General features: G+C 73.1%; 20 protein-coding genes. 11 read left to right on the top strand and 9 right to left on the bottom strand.

What is annotated here, in order from left to right:
* Window positions 1–2 precede the first annotated feature (2 nt).
* Window positions 3–977, bottom strand: a complete 975-nt coding sequence (locus tag IF17_RS0114035; protein WP_030565658.1) for an iron-siderophore ABC transporter substrate-binding protein — start codon at window positions 975–977, stop codon at window positions 3–5.
* A gap of 8 nt (window positions 978–985) precedes the next feature.
* Window positions 986–1,783, bottom strand: coding sequence for an ABC transporter ATP-binding protein (locus IF17_RS0114030; protein ID WP_032771923.1), 798 nt, complete (start codon window positions 1,781–1,783; stop codon window positions 986–988).
* A gap of 532 nt (window positions 1,784–2,315) precedes the next feature.
* Here IF17_RS0114030 and IF17_RS0114025 point away from each other — a divergent pair.
* Complete coding sequence (locus IF17_RS0114025) at window positions 2,316–2,759, top strand: subtilase-type protease inhibitor (RefSeq protein WP_030565656.1); 444 nt, start codon at window positions 2,316–2,318, stop codon at window positions 2,757–2,759.
* Here IF17_RS0114025 and IF17_RS0114020 read toward each other — a convergent pair.
* The 5 genes from IF17_RS0114020 to rpmG form a co-directional block, all read right to left on the bottom strand.
* Window positions 2,747–4,384 (bottom strand): MFS transporter, encoded by a 1,638-nt coding sequence (locus tag IF17_RS0114020; RefSeq protein ID WP_030565651.1) that lies wholly within the window; start codon window positions 4,382–4,384, stop codon window positions 2,747–2,749. The two genes, IF17_RS0114025 and IF17_RS0114020, sit on opposite strands and share 13 nt — an antisense overlap.
* Window positions 4,385–4,456: 72 nt before the next feature.
* Window positions 4,457–4,699 carry a 30S ribosomal protein S18 gene (gene rpsR, locus IF17_RS0114015; RefSeq protein WP_030565650.1) on the bottom strand — a complete coding sequence of 81 codons (243 nt, stop codon included), beginning with the start codon at window positions 4,697–4,699 and terminating at the stop codon, window positions 4,457–4,459.
* 48 nt (window positions 4,700–4,747) lie between these two features.
* Window positions 4,748–5,905, bottom strand: a complete 1,158-nt coding sequence (locus IF17_RS0114010; RefSeq protein ID WP_030565649.1) for a CobW family GTP-binding protein — start codon at window positions 5,903–5,905, stop codon at window positions 4,748–4,750.
* Window positions 5,902–6,156 carry a type B 50S ribosomal protein L31 gene (locus IF17_RS0114005; RefSeq protein ID WP_018512979.1) on the bottom strand — a complete coding sequence of 85 codons (255 nt, stop codon included), beginning with the start codon at window positions 6,154–6,156 and terminating at the stop codon, window positions 5,902–5,904. The genes IF17_RS0114010 and IF17_RS0114005 overlap by 4 nt, the downstream gene beginning before the upstream one ends.
* Window positions 6,157–6,226: 70 nt before the next feature.
* Window positions 6,227–6,391: a 50S ribosomal protein L33 gene (rpmG, locus tag IF17_RS0114000; protein WP_030565648.1), complete on the bottom strand. Its 165-nt coding sequence runs from the start codon at window positions 6,389–6,391 to the stop codon at window positions 6,227–6,229.
* A 69-nt stretch (window positions 6,392–6,460) separates the two neighbouring features.
* Between rpmG and rpmB the strand changes: the two genes are divergently transcribed.
* Together rpmB and rpsN are read left to right on the top strand one after the other, a co-directional pair.
* The gene (gene rpmB / locus IF17_RS0113995; RefSeq protein ID WP_030565647.1) at window positions 6,461–6,697 is read left to right on the top strand and encodes a 50S ribosomal protein L28; all 237 of its coding nucleotides are present in this window, start codon (window positions 6,461–6,463) and stop codon (window positions 6,695–6,697) included.
* Window positions 6,697–7,002: a 30S ribosomal protein S14 gene (rpsN, locus tag IF17_RS0113990; RefSeq protein WP_030565646.1), complete on the top strand. Its 306-nt coding sequence runs from the start codon at window positions 6,697–6,699 to the stop codon at window positions 7,000–7,002. Before rpmB ends, rpsN begins: the two co-directional genes overlap by 1 nt.
* 84 nt (window positions 7,003–7,086) lie before the next feature.
* Here rpsN and rpmF read toward each other — a convergent pair whose 3' ends face one another.
* Both rpmF and IF17_RS0113980 read right to left on the bottom strand, forming a co-directional pair.
* Complete coding sequence (gene rpmF / locus IF17_RS0113985) at window positions 7,087–7,257, bottom strand: 50S ribosomal protein L32 (RefSeq protein ID WP_030565638.1); 171 nt, start codon at window positions 7,255–7,257, stop codon at window positions 7,087–7,089.
* Window positions 7,258–7,348: 91 nt separating this feature from the next.
* A complete protein-coding gene (locus tag IF17_RS0113980; RefSeq protein ID WP_030565636.1) occupies window positions 7,349–8,614 on the bottom strand; it encodes a hypothetical protein in 1,266 nt (421 codons plus the stop codon).
* Window positions 8,615–8,788: 174 nt separating this feature from the next.
* Between IF17_RS0113980 and IF17_RS0113975 the strand changes: the two genes are divergently transcribed.
* The 8 genes from IF17_RS0113975 (at window position 8,789) to IF17_RS0113940 (ending at window position 16,981) form a co-directional block, all read left to right on the top strand.
* Window positions 8,789–9,772 carry an ABC transporter substrate-binding protein gene (locus IF17_RS0113975; protein ID WP_030565633.1) on the top strand — a complete coding sequence of 328 codons (984 nt, stop codon included), beginning with the start codon at window positions 8,789–8,791 and terminating at the stop codon, window positions 9,770–9,772.
* A 32-nt stretch (window positions 9,773–9,804) separates the two neighbouring features.
* Window positions 9,805–10,887, top strand: a complete 1,083-nt coding sequence (locus IF17_RS0113970) for a FecCD family ABC transporter permease (RefSeq protein ID WP_030565629.1) — start codon at window positions 9,805–9,807, stop codon at window positions 10,885–10,887.
* On the top strand, window positions 10,884–11,942 hold the full coding sequence (locus IF17_RS0113965) for a FecCD family ABC transporter permease (protein WP_030565627.1): 1,059 nt from the start codon (window positions 10,884–10,886) through the stop codon (window positions 11,940–11,942). Before IF17_RS0113970 ends, IF17_RS0113965 begins: the two co-directional genes overlap by 4 nt.
* A 71-nt stretch (window positions 11,943–12,013) precedes the next feature.
* Window positions 12,014–12,880 (top strand): ABC transporter ATP-binding protein, encoded by an 867-nt coding sequence (locus tag IF17_RS0113960; RefSeq protein ID WP_051883985.1) that lies wholly within the window; start codon window positions 12,014–12,016, stop codon window positions 12,878–12,880.
* 68 nt (window positions 12,881–12,948) lie between these two features.
* Window positions 12,949–13,083 (top strand): streptamidine family RiPP, encoded by a 135-nt coding sequence (amiA, locus tag IF17_RS1000000139765; protein ID WP_015613003.1) that lies wholly within the window; start codon window positions 12,949–12,951, stop codon window positions 13,081–13,083.
* Window positions 13,084–13,209: 126 nt separating this feature from the next.
* Window positions 13,210–14,049 (top strand): hypothetical protein, encoded by an 840-nt coding sequence (locus IF17_RS0113950; RefSeq protein WP_030565625.1) that lies wholly within the window; start codon window positions 13,210–13,212, stop codon window positions 14,047–14,049.
* Between the two features lie 50 nt (window positions 14,050–14,099).
* On the top strand, window positions 14,100–15,617 hold the full coding sequence (locus tag IF17_RS0113945; protein ID WP_030565623.1) for a CocE/NonD family hydrolase: 1,518 nt from the start codon (window positions 14,100–14,102) through the stop codon (window positions 15,615–15,617).
* Window positions 15,614–16,981: a YcaO-like family protein gene (locus IF17_RS0113940; RefSeq protein ID WP_030565621.1), complete on the top strand. Its 1,368-nt coding sequence runs from the start codon at window positions 15,614–15,616 to the stop codon at window positions 16,979–16,981. The genes IF17_RS0113945 and IF17_RS0113940 overlap by 4 nt, the downstream gene beginning before the upstream one ends.
* Window positions 16,982–16,985: the final 4 nt, after the last annotated feature.

Genomic DNA, 16,985 nt, shown 5'->3' with positions numbered 1-16,985 from the left:
CGTCAGGCGGTCAGCGCGCCGACGAGCGCGTCGATGTACTCGCGCATGGCCGCGGTCCCGCCGAACATCCAGATGCCGTCGGGCAGCCGGTGGACCTGGTCCTTCTTCACGAACGGCAGCGACTTCCACACCGCGTTGTCCTTGAGCCCGTCGGCGAACGGGTCACCGCCGTCGGAGTCGTTGGCGATGTACGCGAACCGCGCGTCGCCGATCTTCGTCAGCCCCTCGACATCGGTGGCCGCGAGACCGTAGGCCTTGTCGCCCTCCAGCTTCCACGGGCTGACCAGGCCGAGTTCGGTGTTGACGTCGGCGAGCAGCGAGCCCTTGACGTACGGGCGCACGGAGACCTGGTTGCCCTCCTGCCAGCCGTCGGCGAAGGCGACCTCCTTGCCGTCGAGACCGGCCGCCGCAAGCTTCTTCTTCCCGTCCTCGATCGCCGTGCGGAAGGAGGCGATCTCGCTCTTCGCCTTCTCCTCGGTGCCGGTGGCCTCCGCGATGAGGTTGACGTTGTCGACCATCTGGTCGATCTGCCGGCTCGCGTCGGCCGAGCGCACCACGACGACCGGCGCGGCCTTGGACAGCTGCGCGATGGCCGAGTCGGAGAGGTCGGTGGTGGCGACGATGAGGTCGGGCTTCAGGCCGGCCACGGTGGCGACGCTGGGCTCACCCCGGGTGCCTATGTCCTTGACGCCCTTGGTGAGCGGCGCGGACTTGTCGTACGCCGTGTAGCCCTTGACGTCGGCGACGCCGACCGGCTGCACGCCGAGCGTCACGAGCGTCTCGACGACGTTCCACTCGGTGCCGACGACGCGCTTGGCCGGACCGTCGAGCGTGACCTTCTTGCCGCGGGAGTCGGTGACCGTCACCGAGGTCTCCTTGGCGGACTCCTTCTTCGGCGCTTCGGTGGTGCCGCAGCCGGAGAGGGCGAGGGCGGCCGTGGCGGCGAGTGCGGGCCAGGCCAGGTACTGGTTCTTCATGAGGGGGTTCAGGGCCTTTCGGTACGGAGGTGGTGGCGGCCCACCGCGCGGGTGCGCGGGATGCCGGTGGAGGGGTCCGGTTCGACGTCGATCCGGATGCCGTAGGTCTGGGTCAGCCGCTCGGAGTCGTAGACCTCCGCGGGGGTGCCGGAGGCGGCGATCCGCCCCGACGAGAGCAGGACGACCTGGTCGGCCACGGCGGCTGCCTGGTCCAGGTCGTGCAGGACGACGCCGACGGTCACGCCGTGGGTGTCGGCGAGATCGCGTACGAGATCGAGGATCTCCACCTGGTAGCGCAGGTCGAGATAGGTCGTCGGTTCGTCGAGCAGCAGCACGTCGGTGTCCTGCGCCAGGCAGCAGGCGAACCAGACGCGTTGCAGCTGACCGCCGGAGAGGCTCTCGACGCCGCGATCGGCGAAGTCGGTGAGGTTGGTGACGGCGAGCGCGTGGTCGATCCTCCGGGCGCCGTCGGGGTCGCTCCCGCGCAGACGCCCCCGGTAGGGGTGGCGGCCGAATCCCACCACGTCCCGCACGCTCAGCCCCGCCGGGGCGTTGCGGCTCTGGGCGAGCAGGGTGATGCGGCGGGCGAAGTCGTTACGGGACAGGGCGAGGGCGTCGACCGGCTCGTCGTCGCCGGGGGCGGACACCGTCACCGTGCCGGTGCGGGCCTTGTGGAGCCGGGCGACGGCGCGCAGCAGGGTGGACTTCCCGCTGCCGTTCGGCCCGATCAGGGCGGTGACCCGACCGCGAGGCAGCCGAAGGTCGGCCCCGTGGACGACGTCGGCCCGGTCGTACGCGACGGTCACGTCACGGGCGTCGAGGCCGACGTGGCCGGAGGGACCGGCGTGGCCGGTGGGGCCTACGGGGCTGTCAGGGCTCGCGGCGAGGCCGGACGTGGTGGTCCGGAGCGGCGGGCTGTCTTCACGGTCGTGGGCAGGAGCGATCACGACGGTGAGGGTAGCCTAACCTTAATTCTGCGCTGCACCCGGTATGCGGAACGTTCAGTTCCAAGGGTCGCGGGCGGCTCCGGCGGTCACCTCCCGGCGTGACCGCGAGGGTACGGATGGGCCCGAATCGCAGCGCTTTCCAGTCGAAGCGGCTTCTGAAGGTTTCCGGCCGCTCCGGAATCACTGCAGTTCAGACGGTCGTTTTCCGTTGAACCGTCGACGGCTGTCCATATGCTGGACGACCTCCGCGACCCGTGTGAGCTGCCCGAACGACCATCCGGTCGGTTCGAACGAACGTCTGCGGCTGGAAGCGGGCTGTCGATGTGCGCCTACTGTCCGCATGCGTAAGACTCCTGACCGCAATCAGCACCCGACCGAGGAGTTTTCACTCATGCGACACAACCGTCACGCAATCTTCGCGACCATCGCCGCGAGCGCCCTGGTCCTCGGCGGCCTCGCCGCCACCTCCGCCCACGCGGCGCCGGCGAAGGGGCAGAGCCTCTACGCGCCCTCCGCCCTCGTCCTCACCGTGGCCCAGGGCGAGGACCCGCTCACCGCGACGGTCAAGCGGGCGGTCACGCTCACCTGCGCCCCGAACGCCGGGGGCACCCACCCGGCCCCGGAGGCAGCCTGCGCCGAACTCGATTCGGTCGGCGGCCAGTTCACCGCGCTGGCCCGGACCTCGCCCGACCGCATGTGTACCCGGCAGTACGACCCGGTCGTGATCACCGCCCACGGCGTCTGGCACGGCAAGCGCGTCACGTTCTCGACCACGTACGGCAACGCCTGCGAGCTGGCCGGCAGCATGAACGACAGCGCCGTCTACTCGTTCTGAGCCGGTTCGGCATCCTTGGGGGAATCCTGCGTCACCCGGGTCCCCGGGTGACGCAGCGCGAACAGGAACGCGATGGCCAGGACGATCGCCATCCCGTAGAACACCCACTGGTTGGCCTGGGCGAAGTCCATCCGGATCGCCTGCATCGAGTCCTTCACCGCATCGGCCACGGGGCCGCTCCCAGAGGGACCGCGGGTATCGGCCTGACCGGTCACCGCCTGCGCGACCGACTCCGCGGCATCGCCCGCCGCACCCTCCGGCACACCCTTGCCGACCAGCGTGCCCTCCACGTTGGTGACCGTACGGTGCGTCAACACCGTGCCGAACACGGCGAGTCCGATGCTGGCCGCGAAGTTCCGCACGGTCTGGGTGATCCCGGTGACCTCCCCGTACGAAGCGCCGATCGCCCGATTCACGGCGTCGGTCGAGGCCGGCGCCAGCAGCAGCCCGATCCCGGCGCCGGCCATGGCCGCGTACAGCCACTGGTCGTGCATGGAGAGCGTGGTCAACTTCTGGGCCCACAGGAAGAATCCGACCGCACCGAGCGCGGTGCCCAGCTTCAGCGCCGGACGGGCGCCGCGCTTGTCCAGGATGCGACCGCCCCACTGGGAGGCGATGCCGAAGCCGATGAAGAAGTACAGGAGGTAGAGCGCGGCCTGGTTCGGCGAGGCGCTCAGCGAGACCTGCGCGTACACGGAGGCGAAGAAGAAGACCGGGACGAACGCCATCATCGAGAAGAACAGCACCGCGTTGTCGATCTGGAACGCCCGGTCCCGGAACACCTGGAGCTTGATGAGCGGGAACCGCGCCCGCAGTTCGAACCAGCAGAAGAACGCCAGGACCAGCAGCCCGACCACGATGCACGCCCAGGTGATGACGGAGCTCCAGCCCCAGGTGGACGCCTGTTGCAGCCCCAGCACCGCCAGCCCCATCCCGACCGCGACCAGCACGGCGCCGGGCAGATCCAGCGGCTCGCGCCGCGACCGGTCCGGGATGCGTGCCAGCAGCGTCAGCACGATGGCGATGACGGCGACGGGGACGTTGACCCAGAAGATCGCACGCCACGTCCACGAGGTCAGCCAGCCGCCGAGCAGCGGCCCCACCGCGGTGAGAGCCCCGGAGAGCCCGAAGAACAGCGCCAGCGCCCGCCCTCGCCGCCCCACCGGGAACACCGCGATGACCACGGCCAGCGCGGCCGGGAACATCAGGGCCGCGCCGATGCCCTGCACGGCACGGAAGCCGATCAGCCAGGCCTGCGCGAAGTCCCCGGCCGGCACGGCACCGCACATCGCGGAGGAGATGACGAACACGAGGGTGCCGATCAGCATCACGCGGCGGTGCCCGTAGATGTCGGACAGCCGCCCGCCCAGCGCGAAGAACGCGGCCAGGGTGAGCAGGTAGGCGTTGACGACCCACTGCATCTGCGTGGAGGTGAGGCCCAGTTCGTGGATGATGTCCGGTGCGGCGATGGCGACGATCGTCTGGTCGATGAAGGTCATCGACACGGCGAACAGCATGGCCGCGAGAGCGAGGCTCTGATTCGGGGATCCGACCCGGCGGCCTGAGGCCGCCGGGCCTGACGACGCCGGTTCCGGGCCGTCCCCCTTGGAGGTGTCTGTGCCCATACGTTCATGGTGCTCGGCCTGCCACGGTGCTGCATCCCGAGCGGCCCCCGCCCTGACAGGGGCGGACGCGGGCTACTTGCCCGAGCCGGAGTACGGCAGCAGCGCCATCTCACGGGCGTTCTTGATGGCCGCGGCGAGCTGCCGCTGCTGCTGGGCGCTCACCCGGCTCACCCTGCGGCTGCGGATCTTGCCGCGGTCGGAGATGAACTTCCGCAGCAGATCGGTGTCCTTGTAGTCGATGTACGTGATCCCAGCCACGTCCAGCGGGTTGGGGCGGGCCTTGACGGGCTGACGGGGGTCCTGCTTGCGTGCCATGGGGGTTCCTTGTGCGGGTGGTCGGGGGTACGGGGGTGGCTCGCCGGTTCACACCGGGTCGAGGAGCGCGTCGAACGCGGCGGGCAGGCTCTTCCATGCCTCCGGGCCCGCCCGGTACTCCTCGTCGCTGAGCAGGCACGACTCCAGCAGCCCGGTCAGCCCGTCGCGGTCGAGGCCCGGGGAGACGAAGACCAGGTGCTGGCAGCGGTCACCGTGCTCGGGGTGCCAGTCCAGCGCGGCCGCGGCCTGCCGGTAGGGAGGCACCAGGGCCCAGGCCGCGTCCGGGAGGGAGGCGAGATAGGGGCCGGTGTTCTCCACGCAGAGGGCGCCGCCCGCAGCGTCCCAGGAGAGCAGGGTGTCGGGCCGGTCCGCGAGCCAGAACCGGCCCCGGCTGCGGGCCGCCGCACAGCACAGGTCCTCCAGCGCGTGGTAGAGGCGCTCCGGGTGGAAGGGGCGGTGGCGCCGCCAGACGAGCGTGGACACCCCGGCCTCCTCCGCCTCCTGCGGCAGCAGCGCACAGGCAGGATGCTGACCCGCGGCAGCCGCCTCCACATCGAACCCGGCGTCCGCGAGCCGCGCCAACTCGACCGCATCCGAGGCGACCTGACGTGCCATCGGATTCATCTGACGGATCAGCGCACGGTCCTCGTCGTCGGCCGCCGGGCTGTCGGCCACGGCGAGGACGGGAGCGTACTCCACCTGCCGGGCCCAGGTGTCCCCGATGGTCCGCTGGTCGGCGGGGGCCGCCGCGAGACCTGCCTCCGCCAGGTCGTCGCCGTTGGTGAGGCACGGCAGGACGAGGGTGGGATCGACCGCGGTGATCACATTGGTGACCTCGAAGCTGCTCGCCCCGTGGACCGCGATGACCTCGGCCATCGACTTCGGCTCCACGGAGTCCCAGAGCTCCAGGACGGCCAGCCGGGTCAGCCCGCTGTCCGCCAGCCGTTGCAGCTCGGGGACCAGGTCCTCCCGCAGCGCGCAGCACGCGCAGTCGTTGACCAGGGGTGTCTCGCCGGCGGACAGCTCCCCGGTGGCGTCCCGCAGGGTGCGGCGTACGGTTCCGTCGGTCGCCGTGGACAGGTCGTGGTGGAGCGCGACGCTGTGCGGAACCCGGGAGAGCAGCGCCTCCACCACCTCGTGCCGCACCTCCGCGTGCAGCCCGCAGACGATGACGACGGGCAGTTTGCGCCGCTGTTCCTCCGTCACCGGGCCTCACCGCGCCCGTACCGGCGCTCGAAGCGCTCGACGCGGCCCGCGGTGTCCAGGACGCGGGCGGTGCCGGTGTAGAAGGGGTGGCTCGCGGAGGAGATCTCCACATCGACGACCGGGTAGGTGCGGCCGTCCTCCCACTCGACGGTCTTCTCGCTGGTCAGCGTGGAGCGGGTGAGGAAAGCGAAGTCGGCGGCCTTGTCGCGGAAGACGACGGGGCCGTAGGCGGGGTGGATTCCGGGCTTCATGAGGGGGTCCTAGCGGTCGGCGGTTGCTGCGGGTCGGGCCGGAGAGGGAGAGGGCTGGAGGGGGAGACCCTCAGCGCTCCTCGCGGAAGTCGACATGGCGGCGGGCGACCGGGTCGTACTTGCGCAGCACCATGCGGTCGGGGTCGTTCCGGCGGTTCTTGCGGGTGACGTAGGTGTAGCCGGTCCTCGCGGTGGAGCGGAGCTTGATGACCGGGCGTACTTCGTTGCGAGCCATGGGCGCTACTATATGGCAATGGTTTCCATTTTCAATAATGGATGCATCGATGAGAGGCAGGTAACGTCCGTGTCCACCCACTGTCAACTGGCCGGCTCCAAGCCGGGATTCGGCAACGCCATTTCCCACTCGCACCGCCGTACGTCACGCCGGTTCGACCCGAATGTCCAGCGCAAGCGGTACTGGCTGCCCAGTGAGGGGCGCCATGTGCGGCTGACCCTCAGTGCCCGGGCGATCAAGACGATCGACGTGATCGGCATCGAGGCGGCGGTCGCACGCATCCGCGCGCGAGGAGGGAAGGTCTGATGGCGAAGAAGAGCAAGGTCGCGCAGAACGAGAAGCGCAAGGTGATCGTCGAGCGGTACGCGGCCCGCCGGGCCGAACTGAAGGAGATCGTCCGCCGCCCCGGCACCCCGGCGGCCGAACGTGCCGCCGCCCTCGCGGAGTTGCGGCGTCAGCCACGTGACGCCAGCGCCACGCGGGTGCGCAACCGGGACAGTGTCGACGGTCGGCCCCGGGGGTATCTGCGCACCTTCGGCCTCTCCCGGGTCCGGATGCGCGAACAGGCGCACGCCGGATTCCTGCCCGGGGTGACCAAGTCCTCCTGGTGACGCCGGTCTGAGCGCGACGAGGGGCGGGTGGTGACGCGGCGATCGTGCCGCGCCACCACCCGCCCCTCTCCGTGCCGTGCGGGCTCAGTCCTCCGGCCGGATCAGGCCGCGCTCGTACGCCTTCACCAGCCGCTGCGGCACCTGGTGGACGGTGCCCTCGATCGTCACCGGCACGAGCTGGGGTGTCGTGGCCTTCCACTGGGCGCGGCGGTGGCGGGTGTTGCTGCGGGACATCTTGCGCTTCGGAACTGCCATGGGTCTCTCCTGGAGGTGGCGGCCGGTCGGTGGCGCCGACCGTATAGGGAAATGGAAGTCGTTTTCAAATGGCGATCCGTCGGGTGGCCCGTCACCGCCCCACGAGGTCCGCGTGCGCCCCGTCGCCGGCGGTGATCAGGGCGAGGTGGCCGCCGTCGTCGAGCGGCGTGGGGAGGGCGAGGGTGGTGACCGGCTCCGCCCGGTCGGCGTCGAAGACGTGCACCTCTCCGTGGCCGCCCCGGCTGACCGCGACCAGGCCCGCGCCGGGGGAGGCGGCGATCGCCCGCCGCTGGACGCCGTCCCACGGGGTGCCGCCGCGCCGGGGGGCACCTGACATCGCGGGCAGCGGGAGGCGGGCGGTGAGGTGCGGCCGGGCTCCGGGGGCGGTGGGTGCGGCCAGCAGGATCAGCTCGTCGCCGTCCGGGTGGACGCGCGAGTACGCGATGTGCCGGGCGGTCACGGCGAGCCGGAACACCAGTCCGGGTCCCAGCTCCAGTCTCCCCGTGGTGCCCGTGTCCAGCCCGTGCCACCAGGCGTCGTTGGTCCACTCCGGCCACCGCCCCGGCGCGGACGGGCCGCCGCGTACGCAGGACCAGAGGGTGCGCCGTACGGGGTCCAGCCGCAGGTAGTAGCCCCGGCCTCCGGTCCGTCCGTCGGCGGCCCAGGGGAGGGGCGGCTCCGGCGTGAGCTCCTCGCCGTCGTGCCGGACCCGGTGCACGCCCGAGCCCGCCGCCGCGAACACCCGCCCGGTGACCGGGTCGTAGGCATCCCCGTGCCCGTCGTCGTCCGGCAGTCCGATGCGCCGGACGGGCTCCACCGGCGGGCACGAAGGGGGTGCGGCCATCAGGTCGCGGTGCCGGTGGACCAGGAGTTCGCCGGGCTCCCGGTGGCGCAGCACCACGAGCGGCGACGCCCCGCCGAGGACCGTGACACCCGGCTCACCGGTCCGCCCCCGTACGCGTACGGCGACGGCTCCGTCCGGTGCGTCGAGGTCGACGGCCGTCAACAGCCCGGTCCAGGCCTCCTCGTTACGCCCGAGGCCGGTGGTCACCGCGAGGTGCCGGCCGCCCGGCGCGACCGCCAGGTGTTCGGCGGGTACGGCGACCGGTATCCGGCGCCGGACCAGGGGCCGGCCCGTATCAGGGCAGTACGGATCGAGGACCAGCAGCTCGCCCGCCCGGTCGTCCACGCAGGCGACCAGTCCGTCCGGCAGGGCGAGGAACCCGGCGTGCTCGGCGAGGTGCCGGTGGTTCAGTGCCGCCCGCTCGTCGCCGTCCGGGAGGTCCAACAGGCTCATGCGCCCGGCGACTTGGTCGGCGACCAGGAGGCGGGGTGGCAGATGGGGAGGGTGGGGCATGGGGTGCTCCTGAGGGGGGTCGATGGGTCCGGCGGTCCGGCTGGAAGCCTTGGCACGCTTTATTGGAAATGATAATCATGTGTAAGGTGCCGCTCTGTGGTGGGGATGGCTCCCGGGCCCCGCCGTCGCACCTGCCTCCTTCCCGGGGCCGTACAGAATCTGAGGGACGAGCCGATGCCACGCACCGCACTGAGAGTCCGCCGCTGGGCCGCGATCGCCGTACTGGGAGGGCTGCTGGCCGGCTGTGGCGCAACGGGCGGCGAATCCGGGACCCCCGCCGAACCCGCGGCCGGGGCCGGGCCCCGTACGAGCACCGAGGTCCAGCCCATCAAGGCCGCCAGCGAGATCACCGATGCCAAGGGCGTCACGGTCTCCCTGGACAAGCCCCCGCAGAAGATCGTCTGCTTGGTCGCCCTCTGCGACGACATACTCGTCGAGCTGGGCATGACCCCCACCGCCACCAACTCCGCGGTGCTCGCGCACCCGGAGTTCCTGGGCAAGGAGAAAGCGGCGAAGGTCCCCGTCGTACCCGGCGGCTTCCTCAGCCCCGAGGTCGAGGCGATCCTCTCCCACCGGCCCGACCTGGTGATCGGCCTGGAGGACACCCACGGCAAGCTCGCCCCCGCACTGAAGGGCGCCACCACCTTCTGGCCGGTGCAGCCCGGCTCCTGGAAGGACAGCGTCGGCTACCTGCGGGACCTGGCCGCACTCACCGGCCGTACGGAGGAGGGCGAGAAGGCCGAGAAGACGTTCCGCGCCCGCCTGGCGAAGGCCGAGGAGGCCAGGAGCGACAAGACCGCGCTGATCATCTTCGGCAGCGACGAGAACTTCGGCGTGGCCACCCCGGAGACCGACGTGGCCGCCGGACTCTTCCCGAAGATCTCCCACTACCCCTGGAAGAGCCGGGGGGTCGACGGCTCCTACAGCCTGGAGGAGATCCTCGCCCGGGACGTCGACGTCCTGTTCGTGGAGACGCTCTCCTTCGGCGCCCCGGACGGCAAGCTCTCCGACAAGCTCGCCGAGAACCCGCTCTGGTCGCGGATCCCGGCGGTGAAGAACGGCAAGGTCATCGAGGTCGACTCCGAGGTCTGGGCCAAGGGGCGCGGCACCCGGTCCCTGGGCGTCGTCCTCGACGAGGCGACGGCCGCACTGCGGTGAGCGGAGGCACTTCGGCGACGAGCCGTACCGCCGTGAGGCGCCTGCCCGTGGCGCCGGTCTGCCTGACGGCGGCGGCCGTGGTGGGCGCCGTGTGCGCCCTCAGCCTCGGTACTCCGTACGTCCCGCCCGGCCGGCTCCTGGCCACCCTGGGGTCCGACGGCCTCGCGGGCCTCGTCGTCACCGAACTGCGGCTGCCCCGCATGGTGTTGGCGCTGGTCGCGGGTGCCTGCCTCGGCGCCGCGGGCCTCGTCCTCCAGGAGGCGCTGCGTAATCCGCTCGCCGTCCCGGAGATGCTCGGCGTCTCCTCCGGCGCCGCGCTCGGGGTCGCGGCACCGCTGGTGCTCGCCCTCTCCGTACCGCTAGGCCTCCAGCCCTTCCTCGCTCTGGCCGGGGCCGCGTTCGGCGGGCTGCTCACGCTGGTGGCCGCCGGGTTCGGGCGCAGCCCGTCGTCCGTGCTGCTGACGGGGGCCGCCGTCGCCGCAGCGCTCCAGGCGGGGCTGCTGGTGCTCATGGTGATGGCCGACCAGCTCGACCTCCAGCTCATCTACCGCTATCTGCTGGGCAGTCTGTCCGCCCGCACCTGGGACGACGTCACCGGTCTGCTGCCCTGGCTGGCCGTCGCCGTCCCGGCGCTCGTGCTCTGTGTGCCGGTGCTCGGCGTGCTGCGGCTCGGCGACGACGACGCCCGCGCGCTCGGCGTACGCGTGGAGCGCGCGCGGGTCGCGGCGCTGGGCATCGCCGTCGTCCTGATCGCCCCCGTGGTGGCGGTCTGCGGCCCGGTGGCCTGGGTCGGCTTCCTCGCGCCCCACCTCGCCCGACGGCTGCGGCCGGACGGCGGGGCCGCGGGCTGGCTCGTCCGGTCCGCGCTGTACGGGGCGGTCGTGGTGCTCTGCGCGGACCAGCCCGCACGGCTGGCGCTCGCACCGGTCGAGACGCCCGTCGGCGCGTGGACGGCCCTGGTCGGTGTGCCGGTCGGGGTGGTGCTGCTGAAGCGGGGGCGGCGGGCGGCGAAGGGCCGGGGGCCGACCCGGGCCGCCCTGCCGGTACAAGGCGGGCCGCTCGGAGCCCGCCCCGTCGACGACCCCGTACCTCTCCTGCGGAAGGCGGAACGATGAGCGTCCTGGAAGTGGCGCCCGCACCACCCCGGCGGGCCTGGCGCTCACCGGCTGCCCGGATGGGCGCCCTGGCGGTCCTGGTCTGCGCCGTCGCCTGCGCGGACCTGTTCGCGGGGCGGGGCGTCACGGGCGAGGGGGTGCGGGCCGTACTCCTCGGCGGTGGCGGCGACCCGATGGCCGAACACATCGTCCTCCAACTCCGTTTGCCCCGAATGCTGGTGGCGCTGGTCGCCGGGGCGAGCCTGGGAGTTGCCGGGCTCGTCCTCCAATCAGCCCTGCGCAATCCGCTGGCCGGGCCCGAGGTCACCGGCGTCACCCCCGGCGCGGTCCTCGGCGCGGTCGCCGCCACGGGTCTCGGCCTGGCCGGCTGGGACTCCCCGACGGCGGTCGTCGTCGCGGCCTGCCTCGGCGGGTTCGCGGGCGCGGGACTGCTCTGGCTGCTCGCGGGACGGGAGAAAGGCGACCCCGAACAGACCGCCGTCTACGGCGTGCTCGTGTCGGCGGTCCTCGCCGGGCTCACCGCCGTCGTCCTCCTGGTGGCCCCCGGCGAACTCGGCAGCGTGGTCCAGTGGTTGATCGGCTCCACCGAGGGCCGGGTCTGGCAGCACTGGCACCTGCTGTGGCCGTGGGCCGCGGTCTGGGGAGCCGCCGCGTGGCTTCTCTCCGCGCCCCTGACCCTGCTGCGCTGCGGCGACGAACAGGCTTCCGCCGCCGGACTGGACGCCGGGCGGGGCCGCGCCGCCGCGCTCGTGTGTGCGGTGGCCCTGACGGCCGGCGCCGTCTCGGCCGTGGGGGCCCTCGGCTTCGTGGGGCTGCTGGTGCCGCATCTGGCGCTGGCCGTCTTCGGGGCCGACCTGCGCATCACCCTGCCCGGCGCCGCGCTGCTCGGTGCGGTGGTGGTGTGCGGGGCGGACGCGGCGGCCCAACTGCTCTCCCGGCTCCTGGTGGTGGCGCTCGACGCGGACCGGCTGACCCTGCCGGTCGGCGCGCTGACCACCTTTGTCGGGGCCGGGCTGCTGCTGATCGTGGCGCGGCGACGGACGGACGAACGATGACGGGGAGGCGGCCGGACATGGCAGCACGTACGAGAGATGTCACGACGCACGGGGAGGACGGGAAGAAGGGCATGGCGGACACGCCGGACGGGAGGGGCCACCCAGCGGGAGCACCGGACGTGGTGGTCCGGGCGGAACGGCTCAGCTTCGGCTATCCGGGGCGCGAGGTGCTGCGCGGGATCGACCTGAGCATCGGGGCGGGCGAACTCGTCGCCCTCATCGGCCTGAACGGCTGCGGCAAGAGCACCTTCCTCAAACTCGCCGCCGGACTGCTCACCCCGAGCGACGGCCGGGTCCTGCTCGACGGGGACGACGCGGCACGCCTGCCGAGACGGGCCGCCGCCCGCCGCGTGGCGCTGCTCCACCAGTCGGCCCCGGCCGTACCGGCCCTGACCGTACGGCAATTGGTCCGCCAGGGCCGTTACGCCACCCGGGGCCCGCTCGGGATGCTGCGGGACAGCGACGACGAGGTGACGACCCGGGCCCTCGCGGACGTCGGCGTCACCGGCTGGGCGGACCGGCCGGTGGACGCGCTGTCCGGCGGTGAGCGGCAACGGGTGCGGCTGGCCATGGCGCTGGCCCAGGACGCCCCGGTCCTCTTCCTGGACGAGCCGACCACCTATCTCGACCTGCGGCACCAACTGGAGGTGCTCCAGACCGTCGTACGGCTGCGCGCCGAGCGGCGGCTCACGGTGGTGATGGTGCTGCACGACCTCAACCACGCGGCACGGTTCGCCGACCGGATCGTGGCGCTGCGCGAGGGGCGCATCGCCGCCGACGGCCCGCCCGGAGAGGTGGTCACGGAGCGGCTGCTGGCCGAAGTCCTGGGCGTCCAGGGGCGGGTGGGGATCGATGCCGAGGGCGGCTGGCCCGTCTGTTACCCAGATCACCCTCTCGATCCGCTCCAGCTATTGCGGAATGAAAATCATATTCATTAGTGTCTGTGGTGCGGCAAAAGAACGGCGTCGCAACCATCACCAACCGATCCGAATGGAGGCTTCAACTCATGGAGCACAACAAGGTGTTCAGCCCGATCGCCGACCAGGGCCAGCTCGCCCACCTCTCCGCCACCCACTCGAACGCCCTCGTCGAGAACCCCTTCGACGACGCCGTCGAGGCCGACACCGCGGACGAGAAGTAAGCGGCACCTGCCGCTGAGGCAGGCTCCCGCTCCTCGCGGGGCGGGCCTGTCCGGGTGAACCCCCGGACAGGCCCGCCCTGTTCGCACCACCTGATCACCCCCGTACGACGCCCCTCGGAGGCCCCCGTGAACCGCAGTCGACTCGCTCCCGGAGCCGGGATCGTCACCGCCCCCGGAGACCGGCCCGTACTCCGCACCTCCGAAGGGGAGTTCCTGCGCATCGACACCGGCCACGTCGGCCCGGGGGAGCTGGTCGACCGGCTGACCGAGGGGGAGGGGCGGACGTCATCGGCTGAACTCGACCGTCTGGTCGCGGCGTTCGAGGAGGCCGGTCACGCGGAGACCGAACCCCGCCGCCCACCGCTCACCGGGCGGACCGTCCACCTCCTGGGCGATCCCGTACTCACCGAGCCGCTCGCCCGTTTCGCCGCTGCCGAAGGCGCCGAGGTCCAGTCCGCCTCCGCCAGCGACGTGGCCGGGCTCGCGGGGCGGCGGGACACCGCCGTGGTCTGGTGCCTCGACTCACCCGTGCCCGAAGGGACCTGGGACGAAGCCGACCGGCTGCCCGCCCGGCACACCGCCTGGCTGCGCTGCCACCGCGAAGGCGCCCACACCTGGACCGAGCCCCTCGCCGCCGCCCCCGGCGACGTCACCGCCGCCCACGTCCGCCTCCGCAGACTCGCGGCCACCGCCGCCCACCGCGAACTCGCCGCCTACTGGGCCGGCCACCGCACTCCCGACACCGGCCCGCACCCCACCGAACCGGCCGCCGCCCTGATCGCCGCACTGCTCACCGCCGACCTGATCGCCTGGGCCAGCGGAGAGCCACACCGTGGCTCCGGCCTCCCGGCCCGCCGCCGGCTGCGCCGGATCGACCTGCGCGACCTGACCGTCACCGAACACCCCGTGCTCCCCGTACCGGAGGTCGCTCCGCTGCCCGCCCCCACCGTACGGACGGCCCCGTGACCACCACGGCGAACACCACGGGAAGCACCACGACAGACACCCCGGCAACCATCACGACCGTGTACGTCCCCGCCCCCGACGGCACCCCGCTCGCCACCGACCTCTGCCCGCCCGCCACACCGGGCCCCCACCCCGCCGTCGTCATCCGCACCCCCTACGGCCGCACCGCCCACCGCGCCGAGCTGCGCGGCTGGGCGGCCCACGGGTTCGCCGCCCTCGCCCAGGACGTCCGCGGCCGGCACGGCTCGCCGGGACCGTGGCACCCCTACCGGGACCACGAGGAGAGCGACGGCGCCGCGACCGTGGCCTGGGTGCGCGGCCAGGCGTGGAGCGGCGGCGGCCCGGTCGTCGCCGTCGGCTCCTCCTACGCCGCCCACTGCGCCCTCGTCACCGCGCTCGGCCCGCCCGGAGACGGCCGGCCGGACGCCGTCATCGCCGCCGTCCCCGCCCTCGGCCTTGCCGACACCGCCCGCGAACCCGCGGGACCCGAACGGCTTTGGGCCCGCGCCGGCTGGTGGGCCGCCCACGGCGACCGCCCCGACTCCGCCCCCGACGCGCTGGCCCACGCCCTTGCCGCCGACCCCCTGCTGCTGGAACACCTCCCGCTCACCCGGCTGCCCGACCGCCTGGGCCGGGCCCTGCCCTCCTGGCCCGGCCTCTGGGACGACCGCCCGCGCGGCCGGATCGTCCGGCGCGGCTCCGCCTCCCGCCTCCCGCTCCTCGCCGTCGGCGGCACCCACGACCCGTTCGCCGAGGACACCGTGGCGCTGTGGCGCGGCTGGGGCGGCCCCGCCCGCCTGCTGCTCGGCCCCTGGGGCCACCGCCTCACCGCTGACCGGCCCACGATCGCGGCCGACCGTGTCAACCTCGGTGCGCTGTACGTACGGTGGGCCCGCGCCGCCCTCGCCGGGCGGCTGGAGCCCGATCGGCGCGGGGTCATCACCCTGGACGGCAGCGGCCGTTGGCACGGCATGGGGAGGCAAGCCGGCGAAACAGCTCGCACCGCCACCTGGCCCTTCGACGCCCCCACCGGCCTCCGGCTGCTGAACGGAGCCGAGTTCACCGCCGACCCCGCCCGCCCCGTCCGCTCCGACGACCTGGCCGTCCCGGCCGACACCACGTGCGCCGACCGCTGCCTCCTCCTCTCCCCGCCCCTGCCCCGCCCGCTCGACCTGGCCGGACCCGCCACCGCCCGGCTCCACGCCACCGCCGACACCCCCGCCGCCGACTGGGCCGTACGCGTCACCGCGCTCGACCCGGCCGGCCGGGCGGAGCCGCTCGCGTTCGGCATCGTCCGGCGCACCGACCCGCCCGGGGAGGCCGCGGAGATCACCGTGCCCCTCGGCACCCTGGGCCGCCGGCTGCCCGCCGGGACGAGGCTCCGCACGGAGATCGCCGGACACCACTTCCCGGCCCACGCCCGCAACCCGCACACCGGCGAGAACCCGGTGACCGCCACCCGCCTCGCCCCGTCCCGCAGAGCCGTCACGGCCCGGGGGAGCGCCCTGCACCTGACCGTCGTCGCCCGGCGTCGTTACGTCGAGCCCGTACCGGAGATATGCCGTTGACCAGCACCTTGCCCATCGAAGCCCTGGTCGACCCCGTCTGCGGGCTGATCCGGGGTGTCGGGCCCGTCGAGCACCCCGCAGGGGCGCCGCCCCGCTACACCGCGATGACCGCCGAGGTCGCCGACGCCCGACGCCTCGGCGCCTGGCCCGCGGACCGGGTCTCGCTCGGCACCACCTTCGGGGACGCCCAAGGTGCCTGGATCGCCGCCGTCGCCGAGGCCGTGGAACGCTACTGCGGCAACCGGGTCCCGCCGCCCGGCCACCCCGCCGCACCCCGCAGGGCCACGGCCGCCGAGCTGGAGGCGGAGGGCCTGCGGCTGTACGGGCCCGGGGCGGTCCCCACGTACGCCTCCTGGCAGCACGGGCGCCCAGGATTCCCGTACGCCGAACTCACCCCCGACACGCCGGCACTCTGGACACCGGGCACGGAGGACGGGCGGCCCTGCTGGGCACCGGTCTCCCTCACCCACCTCAACTGGCGGCAGGGCGAACTGCGTTCGCTGCCCCGCACGCACCACCTGAACTACGCGGGCATAGCCACCGGCCAGGGCTTCGACGATGCCGTCGAGCGCGGGCTGCTCGAAGTCGTCGAGCGTGACGCCCTGGAGCTGTGGTGGCATTTGGACGGACCCACCCGGGGCATCGACCCGGCGAGCGTGCCCGGTCTGACCGAGGATCTGGCAGGTGCCGAACTGGACGTCCGCATCGTGGAAATGCCCTCCGAGTTCGCCCCCTGCGTGGCGGCCCTGGTCCACGATCCCCGGCGCGGCATCCACGCCGCCGGGTTCGCCTGCAGGTACGACCCGGCGGAGGCGGCCCGCAAGGCGGTGCTGGAGGCGGTGCACACCTGGGTGTTCACGCAGGGCGCGGTGGATGCCGACGGCTGGGTCCACCGGTCGGTGGAGGCCGGCCTCTTCGCCCGGGGCCTGTACCTGGACCACCGGGCCGACCGCCGCTATCTCGACGACTGCGGACCGCAGTTCGCCGCCGTACGGGACCTCGGCGCCCATGTGCAGGTCTGGCTCGACGACCGGATGGCCCCGCTGGCCCGACGCTTCACCGCACCCGCCGGGGGCGTCGTCCCCGTCACGGAGATCGCCTCCGGCAGCCGCCCCGCCCTGGACGCGGCACTCGCCGCCGGCGGCCACCGGGTGATCACGGTCGACCTGACCACCGAGGACATCGCCGAAACCTCCCTGCGGGTCGCCCGCGTGCTGGTCTCCGGCCTGATCCCCAACGCCCCCGCCGCCTTCGCCTACTTCGGCTGCCCGCGCTTCGCCGAGGCCGCGCTCGACCGGGGCTGGCGCACCCGACCCCCTACCCGCCCGGCGGACTTCACCCTCGCACCGCCGCCGCACATGTAAAGGA

The sequence above is a fragment of the Streptomyces cyaneofuscatus genome (genome assembly GCF_000718135.1).
Taxonomy (GTDB): domain Bacteria; phylum Actinomycetota; class Actinomycetes; order Streptomycetales; family Streptomycetaceae; genus Streptomyces; species Streptomyces cyaneofuscatus.
Note: the sequence above shows the minus strand (reverse complement) of the source record. Positions and strands in the feature narration are given on the sequence as shown.

Excerpts from the sequence above, each read along its gene's own strand:
- rpmG (WP_030565648.1), bottom strand. The coding sequence starts at position 6,391 with ATGGCTCGCAACGAAGTACGCCCGGTCATCAAGCTCCGCTCCACCGCG.
- IF17_RS0113965 (WP_030565627.1), top strand. The coding sequence starts at position 10,884 with ATGAGCGTCCTGGAAGTGGCGCCCGCACCACCCCGGCGGGCCTGGCGC.
- IF17_RS0114005 (WP_018512979.1), bottom strand. The coding sequence starts at position 6,156 with ATGAAGCCCGGAATCCACCCCGCCTACGGCCCCGTCGTCTTCCGCGAC.
- rpsN (WP_030565646.1), top strand. The coding sequence starts at position 6,697 with ATGGCGAAGAAGAGCAAGGTCGCGCAGAACGAGAAGCGCAAGGTGATC.
- IF17_RS0113975 (WP_030565633.1), top strand. The coding sequence starts at position 8,789 with ATGCCACGCACCGCACTGAGAGTCCGCCGCTGGGCCGCGATCGCCGTA.
- rpsR (WP_030565650.1), bottom strand. The coding sequence starts at position 4,699 with ATGGCACGCAAGCAGGACCCCCGTCAGCCCGTCAAGGCCCGCCCCAAC.
- IF17_RS0114025 (WP_030565656.1), top strand. The coding sequence starts at position 2,316 with ATGCGACACAACCGTCACGCAATCTTCGCGACCATCGCCGCGAGCGCC.
- IF17_RS0114035 (WP_030565658.1), bottom strand. The coding sequence starts at position 977 with ATGAAGAACCAGTACCTGGCCTGGCCCGCACTCGCCGCCACGGCCGCC.
- IF17_RS0113960 (WP_051883985.1), top strand. The coding sequence starts at position 12,014 with ATGGCGGACACGCCGGACGGGAGGGGCCACCCAGCGGGAGCACCGGAC.
- amiA (WP_015613003.1), top strand. The coding sequence starts at position 12,949 with ATGGAGCACAACAAGGTGTTCAGCCCGATCGCCGACCAGGGCCAGCTC.
- IF17_RS0114020 (WP_030565651.1), bottom strand. The coding sequence starts at position 4,384 with ATGGGCACAGACACCTCCAAGGGGGACGGCCCGGAACCGGCGTCGTCA.
- IF17_RS0113980 (WP_030565636.1), bottom strand. The coding sequence starts at position 8,614 with ATGCCCCACCCTCCCCATCTGCCACCCCGCCTCCTGGTCGCCGACCAA.
- rpmF (WP_030565638.1), bottom strand. The coding sequence starts at position 7,257 with ATGGCAGTTCCGAAGCGCAAGATGTCCCGCAGCAACACCCGCCACCGC.